This is a genomic window from Anaerosolibacter sp., assembly GCF_029240175.1.
Classification (GTDB): domain Bacteria; phylum Bacillota; class Clostridia; order Peptostreptococcales; family Thermotaleaceae; genus Anaerosolibacter.
Map to the genome: position 1 here is coordinate 225,995 of NZ_JARBTM010000005.1, position 12,530 is coordinate 238,524.

Sequence of the window (12,530 nt, forward strand, 5' to 3'; positions counted from 1 at the left end):
TAGATGGCAAAAGCAAAGATACCAGGATATAGACAAATCAATGGCCGTTGGGGAGAAGTGTGGTTGGATGGTGATCTCGTCTCTGAAATCGAGGAATTTGAGAGTAAGATTACAGCCAACCGTGAGGATGTAGAGATGGCAGGGAGTCTGAGTGTAGACAGCAAGATCACTTCACTCAAGGGTGAGGGGAGCATGAAATTAAAGAAGGTGTACAGCAGGGGTGTTCAGAAACTCCTTAGGGCATGGCAGGCTGGTCGAGACCCAAGGTGCCAGATTGTAGGAAAGTTAAAGGACCCGGATGCCTATGGGACTGAGCGAGTTGTCATAGATAATGTATGGTTCAATGAACTGACTTTGATGCAGTTTACAAAGGGGCCCCTAACTACGGATTTACCTTTTGGTTTTACACCGGAGGATGTAAGATTCCCGGATTTGATAGAGGTACAATAAAGGAGGAGAAAAGGATATGAAAATAGATACAAAGCAAACGAAGCAAACACCAAAAAGAGTGACACTGGATGAGCTGATTAAAAGGGCCCTCAATAAGGGCAACGAGCCTGCAACAAAGCAGCTATACGTGCAATCACTTGAAGGTGTTATTGTCATAGAGAAACCGAGCAAAGACCTTTGCCTAGATGCATTGAGCGAGGATGATGAAGGAGCTGCTGATAGACATTTGGTTTATAACTGTGTGATTGAACCAAATCTGAAGAATCCAGACCTAATCAAGGCATATGGACTGGATAGACCTATTGAAATTGTAGACAAGATATTTGAACCAGGAGAAGTTGCCGCTATTTCTAAGGAATGCCTTGCTTTTGCCGGATATATCGATAGTGTCAAGGTGGTAGAAGATATAAAAAACTAATAGGTAGTGGTGGAGTGTTTACCTTGCTCCACCACTACTTGCAAAAAGGCATTGAACCAGATGAAGTACTTGGAAAAAGCAACTTGACGAAACTGTTCTATCTAGCCAGTAAGGATGTGGCATTGGAAGATCATCATGACAATCTAGAATCTATTATAGAACTTTTATTACCTGGAAGAAGGTGATAGATTGGCAAAGAAAAACAACATAGGTGCGGTATTAACCCTAAAGGACAATATGTCAGCCGTTATGAAGGGTGTAAGGAAAGAGCAGAGCCAGTTTAGAAAGGATGTACAGGAGACTAGAAAGTCCATTGAAAGGACCTATAAGAAAAAGCATGATTTGAGAGTAAATCATACTGCAGCTGCAAAGAAGATAAAGGAACTAAAAAAGGATTTGGACCCGCTTAGGAAAAAGGTTGTTACCGCTATAGCCCATAAGGATATGATCAAGGGAAAGATCAAAGAGAAAAAGAATGAGCTTAAGACCTTGGGTAAAATGATCGCGAGTCCTGTTGTGAAGATAAAAGACCAGGTTACTGGTGGGATATCAAAGCTTAAAGGTAAATTAACAGCCTTTGCCAAGAGTCCTATTGGTATTGGATTGGTAGCTGGTGCTGTAGCTGCAGGTGGACTCGGCATTGGCGCTCTAAAGATGGGTGCTGATTTAGAGAAACAAAATATTGCCATGGAGCACTTTATAGGAAAGAATAATCCATCCATGGGAGTTACGGGCGTAAAACGGACAACGACGGATTTCATGAGACAGCTAAGAGAGAATGCCAATGCAACACCTTTTGAGACAGGTGAAGTCATTACAGCTGGCACAAGGGCCCTTGGCATAACGGGAGGCAATACAAAGGATGCCATGGAGCTTGTAAAAGTAGCTGAGGATATGGCAGCTCTTACTCCGGGGAAGACCATTCAAGATGCTATGGAGGCTTTGGCTGATGCTAAGAATGGCGAAATGGAGAGGTTGAAAGAATTCAATGCCAAAGTATCTGCAGAGGATTTTAAAAAGCTAGGATTTAAAGGTGTTGTAGATCAACGACTAAAATCACAGTTTGAGGGTGGTGCAGAAAAGCTTGCCACATCTGGATCAGGATTAGTGTCTACCATTACAGGAAAGTTAAAAACCAATCTGCAGGATACAGGATTGAAGATGCTGGATCAGTTGAAGCCAGCACTTCAAGGAGCAATTACCCTTATTGATATGTACAGTCCATCGATGGAAAAGATCGGTGAAAAGGTAGCAAGTGGTGTGGGTACCGCAATTTCATACATTGGGAAATTTAGTGGATATGTGAAGGCCCACATGCCCCAGATTCGATCCACCATTGCTTATGCGGCAAACCTTACAAAACCAGCATTTGATCTGATTGCCAATGGAGCAACATTAGCATATAACGTATTCAATTGGGCATTTCCAGGGATCAAGGCTGTAATTGGTTCTGTTTGGAACTTTGTGAAGCCTGTACTAGAAGGACTTAGTGAGCTCATTGGATGGGTTGCTGATAAAACGGATAAGCTTGGTAAATGGTTTGGAAAGAAAAGCGGAAAAGTGACCATCAATGCAGTGCAAGAAACGAGAAGCAGCCGCCGCGGTGGAGTTGAAGCTGCTTTTGCATCTGGGATTAACAGGGTGCCAAGGGATATGAATGCACGCATTCATAAGGATGAAGCGGTTATTCCTGCGAAATATAATCCTTTCAATCCTAATACTAGAGATTCAAGAAAAGGGAACATCATTAACATCTATATTAGTGGTGTAAATAAGACTATTAAGGAAATTGTAAATGAGTTAGTGCCAGAGCTGCAGCTAGCAATAGAAAACAGATAGGAGGGGCATATGGATATATTTCTTTCTATTAATAATCGGGAGCAACTTATAAAAATCCCTGTGCTGCCTAAGGAATTTAAAATACGTTCTTCGCAGAAAAATGAAAGCTTTGAGACTATCCAACAAGGTGAAATTAAGCAAATCGGTCTAATGGGATTAAAAAGTATTTCTTTTAGTAGCTTTTTCCCTGTCAAAGATTATCCATTCTCTAAGGATAGTTTATATTCAGGATGGGAGTATGCTGAAATCATAGAGGGCTGGAGAGACAGGAGGATACCCGTTAGATTAATTATCACTGAAACGCCGATCAACATGCCAGTTACCATAGATGATTTTGAATATGGCCCCCAAGATGGCTCAGGGGATGTGTATTTTACCTTATCCATGTCTGAATTTAAGTTCATCAAATTGGATCAAAGGAGGGTGTGATATGGCCCATGAGCTTTGGAATATAAAAGGCAATATTATGACCAATATCACACCCTTGGTTGGTTCTATTTCATGGAAAAGCAATACCATAGAACTTGGTGAAAGGTTGGATTTTGATATAGCCTATAACGATGCCAGGGTTTTCCCCAAAAAACCTGTGGACATAGGAAACCTTATTATTTTGAAGAATGGAGATGAGATATTAAGGGGAATTGTGATTGCTGAGCAAAAGCAAGGAAGAAGTCCTATTGGGTATAATGTCTTTGACTATGCTTTTTATTTGAATAAATCCAAAGAGATCTATCAGTTCAATAAGGTTTCCGGTAAACAAGCCATTGAAACAGTCTGCAGAGACTTTAATATTCCTATTGGAAGTATCGCAAACATTGGTGTACTCATTAACAAAATATACATCGATAAATATTTGAGTGAGATTATTAGAGATATTTTAGATATTGCAGAGAAGGAAACAGGAATCAAATACCGGATGGAAATGAGGAATGGCAAGTTTGTTATAGAGGAGCAGAAGAATCTTATATTAAGAGCTACTTTTACATTGGCTGACAATGTAGCAGCAAATAATATAACCGATGCCATAAGTAATCCATCAAGGCGCAGATCCATTGAGGAGATGAAGAATTCTATAAAGTTAACCAGTGATGATCAGGTGGTTGTAAGCGTGAAGAATGACAGTTTGATCCAGCAGTATGGATTGCTTCAAGAGGTTGTATCCATCGATAAAAAAGATATCGCCCAGGCCAAGAACATTGCTCAGAACATGCTTAAGGATCTTGGAAAGATATTTGAAGAGAATACGATAGATGTACCTGGTCACGATGATGCCAGGGCAGGAAGAATCCTTGAGGTGGAGGAGCCGGTTACAGGTATGAGTGGGCAATATCTGATTGAAGATGTAGTCCATACTGTTAAAAACGGGATACATAGAATGTCTTTAGGATTGGGGGTACTATAATGGATGGTATTGCTGAATTAGCGAAGATGTTTAAAGACAGGGAAAACATCCCTTACTTTGGTCCGCAGACTGGATTCATTCTTTCCCCACCACCAAATATTCAGGTTGCACTTGGAGAGAAAATAATTTTATCAAAGGACCGTCTTGTGATTGCAGAGCATCTGCTGAGTGGGTATCGAAGGGAATTCCAAAGCACAAGCAGCGGAACTATCATCACCAAGACACCTCCACCGGTTTCCTATGATACGGCTACAGTGATGGAATCATTGAACCATGATGGAGAAATAACCTTCACTGATACATTGAAGGCAGGGGATGAAGTGATTCTGATCCCTTCAACAAATGAACAACTTTATTATTTAGTAGGTAAGGCGGTGAGGTTGTAATGCTGCCACAAATAGCACAGCTGGAATTTAATAATCAAGTGACAAAGACTTCTCAGGCTATGGGGAAGTCTTTTAAATTTGATTTCGAGAAAGGTGATTTTGTCCTAAAGGATGGCAGGGTTGTAAAGACAGAAAATGTTGAGGCTTTGAAGGTCTGGATTGAGAAAGTGATAAGGACTGAAAAGTTTCGATTTAAAATCTATGAGGGTACAGATTACGGCATCACCTTGGAGGATCTCATTGGTCAGTCGCTGCCGAGAGATCTAGTTGAATCGGAATTGAAACGAGAACTAAAGGATGCCCTGGAAACCCATCCTATGATTCAAAGCTTATCAAATATTGTGGCTGAAAGAGATGGATCAAACCTAGAAATCTTAATTAAAGTAAATATGGCTGATGGTAATTCATTTCCCAAGGAGGTGAGTATATAGATGGCGGATGACAGAACAGTTATTCAGAATAGGATGTTAGTGAATATACCTGATGAGTACGATAAGAGCGAAGGGGAGTTCTTTTATGACAATACAAAAGCTGTAGCTATAGAATTGGAGGGTGCATATCAAGACCAGGAGGCAATTAGCGATAGAGGATTTGTTGAAACTGCCACTGGGGAATGGCTGGATAAGAAAGTTGCAGAGCAGGGATTGGTCAGAAAACCTGCAACAAAGGCTACTTGTACAGTAACCATAACAGGTTCCCAGGGAGCTGCAGTAAATACGGGAATTATGGTTGCTTCTGATGCGGTAAATTTTATCGTGAAGGAATCAAAGGTGATCGATGCCACAGGCATAGTCAATGTCTTGGTTGAGTGTGAAGAATATGGTTCCATAGGTAATGTGCCAGTTGGAGCTATAAAGTATTTTCCAGTAACCATTGCAGGTTTATCCACTGTAACAAATCCAGCTGCAGCATTTAATGGTTATGATGGAGAAACTGATGAAGAATTGAGGGTGAGGTATTTTGAAAAGGTCAGAACCCCTGCCACATCCGGCAACAAGTATCATTATAGAAATTGGGCTAAGGAAGTGGTAGGTGTTGGTGATGCAAGGGTGTTTCCACTGGCGAACGGACCAGGAACAGTAAAGGTGGTAATAATCGATTCCAATAAAACTGGAGCAGAGCCTGAGCTTGTGACAGATGTCTTTAATCACATTGAAGAAGTAAGGCCCATCGGTGCCACAGTGGAAGTAGTAAGTGCCACGGAGGTGCCCATTAATGTTAGTGCAACTTTGATCATTGATGCAGACAACTACATCATGAATCAGGTCATAGCAAACATTGAAGGCAAGTTAGCGGAATATTTTAAAGTGATTGCTTTTAATGCGACTATTACCTATGTGAGCCATGCGGTGATAGGAAGCATCATCCTGGATACAGATGGAGTCCTTGACTATTCAAATCTTACTATAAATGGTGAAGCTGCCAATATACCTATTACCGACGTGCAGGTGGTTGTATTGGGGGTTGTGACAAATGTCTAATCCACTCATGAAGCATATGCCAGGGTATTATAAGACTTCCCAAGTCATGACCAACATGACAGCTGCAGAGGATGCAGAGATCCAGCACTTTAAAAGTAAAGTAACCCAAACATTAAATCAGTTCTTTGTGGACCTGGCTGACAGCTCTCTAGAAAGATGGGAGAAAGAACTTGGTATCCCGGTGAACAATTCTAAACCTGCAGCATTCAGGAGAAGTGTAATTAAATCAAAACTCCGGGGAAGTGGAACGGTCACTGTTAAGCTGATCAAGAATGTTTCTGAGTCCTACAGTAATGGAGAAGTAGATGTGATTGAAGATAATGCAGCTCATTTCTTTAGTGTTAAATTTGTAGGTGTGTATGGTGTACCACCGAATGTTGAAGATTTAAGAAAAGCTATTGAAGAAATCAAGCCAGCTCACTTAGACTTCGTATTTGAGTATACCTATATGTCATGGGATCAGTTTGATGGATACAACAAGACATGGGATCAGTGGGATGCATTGAACCTTACATGGGATCAGTTTGAAGTATATAAAGAATAGAGGTGATTAAATGCCTAGTATAAATAAAACTCCAAACTTGGGATTGAATCAGTGGGGTGGGAATGAAAATCCAAAGAGGCAAGATTTTGTTGATGATAATGCAACCATAGATGCAGCAGTAAAAGCTAATACTGATGCAATAAATGGACATATAGGCAATAGTACACACATAACATCAGCAGAAAGAACAGCCTGGAATAGTAAACAAGATGCAATCACTGGTGGAGCTTCCACAATAGATACTGAAAATCTTACTGCTTCTAGGGCATTAATTTCGGATGCAAATGGGAAAGTGGCTGTATCTGCTGTAACATCAACTGAATTGGGATATTTAGATGGAGTTACAGCAGCTATACAAACACAATTGAATGGCAAAGCTGCATCAAGCCATAACCATGCAATTGCTAATATAACTGATTTAAGAATTAATAACGGAGAATTGGAATATTACGACGGGGGGTGGCAATCCGTGGGGATTCAACCGACAAAACCTAGAACTGCAGATTTACAGTTTGCTGCTAGGAATTTAAGTACTTACTATACCATAGCGAATGTTATAGGAAAAGGGAAACTTAACAGAATAAGACTGCAAGCAAATGGCGTAGCTGGGTTTTCCCTCAAAATTACTATTGACGGCGTAGTCAACACAATTTCTGGGTCTAGCCTTAACGCACAAACAAGGCAAGAGAATGAAAACAGTTATTTGATAGGCATAGAATTAGATGTTTATTTTAAAACATCTGCTTTGGTGGAAGTATCAAACAGTAGCACCACAAATTTTGGGTGTGCATTAGATTACGCTTTAGTATAGGAGGGATAACATGGAATTTTCAATTAATGAAGTTGGTCAAGTAATGAAAAGGGTAATCGAAGAAACATTTACTGAGGAAACACCTGTTGGCATGGAAAAACAATATGAAACACTTGAATTAGTCGACCGAACGATTTGCCAATGGCAGAAATTCGACTTAAGCCAGGGAAAGTATGTTGTTGATCCAGCGAATACTACTCCGATAGTGATTGATGGTGTGAGCTATGTACCAGTGAATGGAGTTGTAGAGGTAATGAAACAGATTATCATCCAGCCGGAAGGTGATGAAGAAATAGTCAACCTTTATGAGGCTGTAATCGTATTAGACGATAGGGTGACTACATTAGAGAAGGGGGGAACAGTATAATGTTATATGCATATAAAATTAAGGCCTATGCCTACTTAGTGAAAGTAGGGAGATATGATCTTGAGCCTGTGGAGAGCGGAACTCTACCCGTAGTTGAAGAACCATACAGAGAACCTGTAGCTTTATATCTTGCAACTGGAGAAATAATGGCATAGTAGGAAGCACAAACACCTAATAGGTGTTATTTTTATACCTGGAAGGAGAGGGTGTTGTGGCAGATTTACCAGTTAATCCTGAATCAGTACAAGCAATCAGCGAAGGATATCTTAGTTTGGGCATAGTTGGGGGAGCTATGCTCATTGTTCTAATTATCACCATAATAGCTTTTGTAATCTTTAGCATGCAGATGAAAACTGTTTTTTCAACAATTGCTGAAAAGCTAGAAAACGTTGGTGAAAGTCTGCAAAAGTTCACAGAAGCATTAATCCTAAACACAGCCAAAGGTGAAAGTGATCAGGCTGAAATCTTAAGACAACTTAGTGAGCTGACATCAATATCAAATGATATCAGGAAAAAGGTTGTCAGAATAGATGACAGGACCTATCAGTGCTTAGGCAATGCAAAGAGAGAGGAGGCAAGCTGATATGTACAAATATATTATAGACCATATTCCAAAGACCACCCCATGTAATCGCAGACCAGGGACAAACATGGAACCTGAAACTATCACTTTACACAATACTGGAAACCCAAACTCCAATGCTAAGGGAGAAAGAGGATGGCTGACCAATGGATTCAATAAAAGGACAGCCAGTTTCCATATTGCAATCGATGAAAATGAAGCCATTGAATGTTTACCTCTAAATGAGGCAGCATGGCATGCTGGAGATGGTGCCAATGGTCCTGGTAACAGGAAATCTATAGGCATTGAAGCCTGCGAAAGTGGGGATCAGGTTAAGGTATGGAAGAATGCAGTTCATCTGGTAGCAAAGTTACTTTATGAAAGGGGTTGGGGCACGGATCGAGTCAGAACCCACCAATCCTGGTCAGGGAAAAATTGTCCAAGATTGATTCTACCAAAGTGGAAAGAATTCATTCAGGATATAGAAAAGCAATTAAAAGAGCTTCAACAGTCAGATGAGAAAGAAAAAGCAAGGTCGGAAGCAAGCAGCTGGGCAGTTGAGGCTCACAAATGGGTGAAAGAAAAGGGAATATCCGATGGCACTAACCCAAAAGATTCTGTCACCAGGGAGCAAGTCTGGGTTATGCTATATAATTTTTTCAAGTTAGTGAGAGGGGGAAAATAGGATGTATAGAATTATCATTACTTTTATATTAGCTTATTGGCTAGAAATCATCGCTTCACTTGGTATCGTTGGAGTTTTACTGATCCTTTACAAGAGAGGCAGAGAGGATCTTGTTAGAAAGATGATTCTTTCTTTTGTGGTGGATGTAGAGAAGAAGTTGGGCAGTGGCACTGGTGAATTAAAATATGCTGCAGTTGTCGAGCGTCTGTATGACAAACTGCCATGGGTTCTCAGAATGCTGTATAGTAAAAAGCAAGTAAATGGCATGATTGAAGAAGCAGTTGAATATTTAAAGAGATATTTATCCGATGGGAAAAACCTATTAGGATATGGTGAGGATGCCGGGGCTTAATGCTCCGGCTTTTTTTCATTAAAACCTATAGATTTCTTTGTTTTAGTACCTTTCTCTTTATATATACCCTCCAGAAGAATAATATCCAACATAACGGTTGAAAGGCATAAGCCAAATAGATGGAAGTCATCGCGCTAGAGTGACCTGCAGGTGTATCTGCCATGAATCCAGCCATTAAGAGAACTATTGGAAAAAGAAATATTTCAAGAATTCCTAAAAGTGCTAATAAAATCTGCCAGGTTCCATGGTTGGTCGATAGTATACTATCTTTTTTTGTTTTAAGGCCATCTTTTAGAGAAAAATATAAAACGAAATATGGAAGTAAATAAAATAGAACTCCAGGTGACATGGAACATATTTCATATAATGACATAACAAACCTCCTTTTAATATGTATGTTTTTGATAGTATACACTAATACAGGGATAAAAGTAAATAAAAGGAAATTTCTATCGGAAAACTGAATTCATAATTTTTATGCTAATATGTGATCTCACTGTTTCTATGCATTGAAATTTTAGTTGCAAACAAATCATTTGCGTTAAATGTATCATTAATAATAAATGATAGAAATCCTACCTGTCTATTTTGAAGGAAAAAATAGTGAAATATCGAAGTAATTGATTAAAATGAATTGAATTATGGCTGTAGAATACTTGAAAATATTGTAGGGGGATAAAATTATGGAGCTGTTTTCAAAACCTGGAGTGGCTGGAATAATAGAAAAAACGATAAATGGAATAGATCACATACTAATTCAAGATAGATGTAAAGATGATGCTAAAGCAGAGGACGGATTAATTGAAATTCCTGCAGGTAAAATAAGAGAGTTTGAAAATATTTTTGACTGCTTAAGAAGGGAAGTTTGGGAAGAAACAGGATTAGAAGTGACATACATCGAAGGCGAAAATGAAGCCACAATTTTTGAAGCAAATGGCTATAAAGTATTAAACTATACTGCATTTGCATGTTCTCAAAATATACAAGGTACATATCCTATAATGGTACAAGCTTTTATATGTAAGGCTAGTGGAGAGCTATTGAATAAAACAAATGAGACTAAAAATATTAGATGGATATCATTGAAAGAATTGAAAAACTTACTAAATAAAAATGAAAATTCATTTTATCCTATGCATGTCATAGCACTTAAAAAATACTTGAATCATAAAATAGGCGCTCTATGATCCTGAATTTTTATATATCGCGAAATACACCTTTAACGCAAAAGAGTAGGATATAATATATCCAACTCTTTTGCCAAGTAGGAAATTTATGGAATATGTAGAAGTTAGAATTTGATGATAAGTCGCATCTGTAGAATAATGTGACGTACCAATTATATATAAGTAACCCTATAAATCGGAGTTTATAGAATATTTTAAAATGAGGAGATAATATATGAGTTATGAATTAGATTATGAAAAGAAAGTATCTTGTCCTTGTGAAAAGGGGCAAATCGTTGAAACATCCTCTAGCAATGATTGGAATCAGGTGAAATCAAACATATATATTGAATGCATGGACTGCAAGAATAAATATCATATTGAGTATCAATATGCAATACATGGAGACCACGATGTTAGCATTCCATACTTAGTACCAAATGGGGAAACACTTATTAGGAATAATAGCTATAATATAAATGAAGTCCCGTTTTCCAAGCAGCTTTGTCTATCTTATTCTTTGGATATTTTGGATATGGTTTATCAGGTGCTATGTAAGAGTACTACTTATTCTAAAATAACGGATGAAACAACAAGGAGTATAGTCAGACGAAGCAAAAGATCAGTAAATGGAACGATGCGTATTAATACAGTAAGGGAATGTGTTTCTGAGGCTATCCAGAATTATAATAACTTGAATGTAAACTATGATAAGGACACAGAGCGCATAGCTGATGTGAAAAAAAGAAGCCTCAGAATAATGAATCTATAATTATAATTTCCGATATGTTGAGTTAACTATAATTAAATAATTATAAATTATAGTTTGTCGCATTTTTAGAATATTACGAAATAAAGATTATTTGTACTAACTTGTAAGGGGGATAAGATGAAGAAGAAGATTATAATTTTGGGGTTAGTAGCGATTGCGATAGTGATTGCTTTAATTGTCGCTGTTATTGGGAATCCCATAGTCTACCATAATAATCAAAAATTGAAAGAATCAGTATTATCTCTCGAATTGGGTTCAGTATCTCTGAATAATGTTGTGCCGTTTGATTGGGATGCTGTCTATACTTTTGATCCATACACATCTAAGAGTGAAATAGAAGATGTCTTAGGTTTTGAAAGTAGTGATATTAAAGAAACAGTTAATGAGGGAATGGTGCAGCTTATTTTTGTCAGAGATCAGAAAATTGTGAGCAGTGTTTGTGGTTATGCATATAGATTGGGTTATGACATTCATTTGACGACTGGTTCGAGTAACTATCAAAAAATATCCTATGACGATAAAGCAATGTTCACAGTTGAGAGAAAACTTGACATTATTTGGTTAACTCATATAAAGTAATCTAATTCTAAATTTAATTAACTCGTAATTTTCTTATATTTCTAAATATACATTTAGGAGAGCTATTTATATCGATATAACACTAAATATAAGTATTTTAAATACTTGAAAGAAAGCATACCCAGTTGGAGTCTGGAGGACCAGATGGTGAATTATCTGCCGCTTTAAGATATCTTCATCAAAGGTATAGCATGCCTACTGGTGAGGCAAAAGCATTGTTAACAGATATCGGAACAGAGGAGCTTGCTCACTGGGAAATGCTGGTAATCCATGGACTGCAGCTTATATTCAGTCTATAGGAGACCCAGTAGCAGATTTACATGAAGATATGGCTGCAGAGCAGAAGGCCAGAACTGTATATGAACAATTATTGCATCTAACAGATGACCCATTGTTAAAGGATGCTTTGAGATTCTTAAGAGAGCGTGAGGTGGTTCACTACCAAAGATTTGGAGAAGCACTCAGAAGTGTAGAAGAATATCATGCTTCTAAACGAATTTTCTAAATGAAAAAGCCAGGAGAGATCCTGGCTTTATTGTTGTTTACATATATTTACTTTTAAGGAGCATCTGTCTTAGTTATAAAAGACAGAATTAGGTCTACAAAAAAAGGGGAACGATTCTTTGACACAAGAAACATAAGGAGCGTGAAGAAGAATTGTTTCCTATCAATACAAAATCATATCAAGAGACTTTGGTTTTTTTTTAGTCAGTTTG

At 38.3% G+C, this 12,530-nt stretch carries 20 protein-coding genes and 1 pseudogene; 20 read left to right on the plus strand and 1 reads right to left on the minus strand.

What is annotated here, in order from left to right:
• The first annotated feature begins 3 nt into the window (after positions 1-3).
• The 16 genes from K0R93_RS05150 to K0R93_RS05225 are packed head-to-tail and all read left to right on the plus strand — an operon-like array spanning position 4 to position 9,297.
• Positions 4-450, plus strand: coding sequence for a phage tail tube protein (locus tag K0R93_RS05150; protein WP_300298516.1), 447 nt, complete (start codon positions 4-6; stop codon positions 448-450).
• 16 nt (positions 451-466) lie between these two features.
• Entirely contained in the window at positions 467-868 is a 402-nt protein-coding gene (locus K0R93_RS05155; RefSeq protein ID WP_300298519.1) for a phage tail assembly chaperone, read from the plus strand.
• Between the two features lie 14 nt (positions 869-882).
• Positions 883-1,053 (plus strand): hypothetical protein, encoded by a 171-nt coding sequence (locus tag K0R93_RS05160; protein WP_300298522.1) that lies wholly within the window; start codon positions 883-885, stop codon positions 1,051-1,053.
• Between the two features lie 4 nt (positions 1,054-1,057).
• Positions 1,058-2,707 carry a hypothetical protein gene (locus K0R93_RS05165; RefSeq protein WP_300298525.1) on the plus strand — a complete coding sequence of 550 codons (1,650 nt, stop codon included), beginning with the start codon at positions 1,058-1,060 and terminating at the stop codon, positions 2,705-2,707.
• Positions 2,708-2,716: 9 nt separating this feature from the next.
• Positions 2,717-3,136 carry a phage portal protein gene (locus tag K0R93_RS05170; protein ID WP_300298528.1) on the plus strand — a complete coding sequence of 140 codons (420 nt, stop codon included), beginning with the start codon at positions 2,717-2,719 and terminating at the stop codon, positions 3,134-3,136.
• 1 nt (position 3,137) lies between these two features.
• A complete protein-coding gene (locus tag K0R93_RS05175; protein WP_300298531.1) occupies positions 3,138-4,109 on the plus strand; it encodes an XkdQ/YqbQ family protein in 972 nt (323 codons plus the stop codon).
• Positions 4,109-4,495, plus strand: a complete 387-nt coding sequence (locus K0R93_RS05180) for a DUF2577 domain-containing protein (protein WP_300298534.1) — start codon at positions 4,109-4,111, stop codon at positions 4,493-4,495. Before K0R93_RS05175 ends, K0R93_RS05180 begins: the two co-directional genes overlap by 1 nt.
• Entirely contained in the window at positions 4,495-4,926 is a 432-nt protein-coding gene (locus K0R93_RS05185) for a DUF2634 domain-containing protein (protein WP_300298536.1), read from the plus strand. Before K0R93_RS05180 ends, K0R93_RS05185 begins: the two co-directional genes overlap by 1 nt.
• The gene (locus K0R93_RS05190) at positions 4,927-5,976 is read left to right on the plus strand and encodes a baseplate J/gp47 family protein (RefSeq protein WP_300298539.1); all 1,050 of its coding nucleotides are present in this window, start codon (positions 4,927-4,929) and stop codon (positions 5,974-5,976) included.
• Positions 5,969-6,520 carry a YmfQ family protein gene (locus K0R93_RS05195; RefSeq protein ID WP_300298543.1) on the plus strand — a complete coding sequence of 184 codons (552 nt, stop codon included), beginning with the start codon at positions 5,969-5,971 and terminating at the stop codon, positions 6,518-6,520. The genes K0R93_RS05190 and K0R93_RS05195 overlap by 8 nt, the downstream gene beginning before the upstream one ends.
• Positions 6,521-6,530: 10 nt before the next feature.
• A complete protein-coding gene (locus K0R93_RS05200; protein ID WP_300298546.1) occupies positions 6,531-7,331 on the plus strand; it encodes a hypothetical protein in 801 nt (266 codons plus the stop codon).
• Positions 7,332-7,341: 10 nt separating this feature from the next.
• Positions 7,342-7,698, plus strand: a complete 357-nt coding sequence (locus K0R93_RS05205) for a hypothetical protein (protein WP_300298548.1) — start codon at positions 7,342-7,344, stop codon at positions 7,696-7,698.
• A complete protein-coding gene (locus tag K0R93_RS05210) occupies positions 7,698-7,853 on the plus strand; it encodes a CD1375 family protein (protein ID WP_300298551.1) in 156 nt (51 codons plus the stop codon). The genes K0R93_RS05205 and K0R93_RS05210 overlap by 1 nt, the downstream gene beginning before the upstream one ends.
• A gap of 56 nt (positions 7,854-7,909) precedes the next feature.
• Complete coding sequence (locus tag K0R93_RS05215) at positions 7,910-8,281, plus strand: hypothetical protein (protein WP_300298554.1); 372 nt, start codon at positions 7,910-7,912, stop codon at positions 8,279-8,281.
• A gap of 1 nt (position 8,282) precedes the next feature.
• On the plus strand, positions 8,283-8,945 hold the full coding sequence (locus tag K0R93_RS05220; protein WP_300298557.1) for a peptidoglycan recognition protein family protein: 663 nt from the start codon (positions 8,283-8,285) through the stop codon (positions 8,943-8,945).
• 1 nt (position 8,946) lies between these two features.
• Positions 8,947-9,297 (plus strand): hypothetical protein, encoded by a 351-nt coding sequence (locus tag K0R93_RS05225; RefSeq protein WP_300298560.1) that lies wholly within the window; start codon positions 8,947-8,949, stop codon positions 9,295-9,297.
• 25 nt (positions 9,298-9,322) lie between these two features.
• On the opposite strand, the gene K0R93_RS05230 is transcribed toward K0R93_RS05225, so the two are convergent.
• Positions 9,323-9,670 (minus strand): hypothetical protein, encoded by a 348-nt coding sequence (locus K0R93_RS05230; RefSeq protein WP_300298563.1) that lies wholly within the window; start codon positions 9,668-9,670, stop codon positions 9,323-9,325.
• Between the two features lie 310 nt (positions 9,671-9,980).
• Here K0R93_RS05230 and K0R93_RS05235 point away from each other — a divergent pair, with 310 nt between their 5' ends.
• The 4 genes and pseudogenes from K0R93_RS05235 to K0R93_RS19285 form a co-directional block, all read left to right on the plus strand.
• A complete protein-coding gene (locus K0R93_RS05235) occupies positions 9,981-10,484 on the plus strand; it encodes an NUDIX hydrolase (RefSeq protein WP_300298566.1) in 504 nt (167 codons plus the stop codon).
• Positions 10,485-10,698: 214 nt separating this feature from the next.
• The gene (locus tag K0R93_RS05240; RefSeq protein WP_300298569.1) at positions 10,699-11,235 is read left to right on the plus strand and encodes a hypothetical protein; all 537 of its coding nucleotides are present in this window, start codon (positions 10,699-10,701) and stop codon (positions 11,233-11,235) included.
• Positions 11,236-11,352: 117 nt separating this feature from the next.
• A complete protein-coding gene (locus K0R93_RS05245; protein ID WP_300298571.1) occupies positions 11,353-11,814 on the plus strand; it encodes a hypothetical protein in 462 nt (153 codons plus the stop codon).
• Positions 11,815-11,948: 134 nt separating this feature from the next.
• Positions 11,949-12,319 (plus strand): annotated as a pseudogene (locus K0R93_RS19285) (manganese catalase family protein); the annotation flags it as partial.
• Positions 12,320-12,530 lie beyond the last annotated feature (211 nt).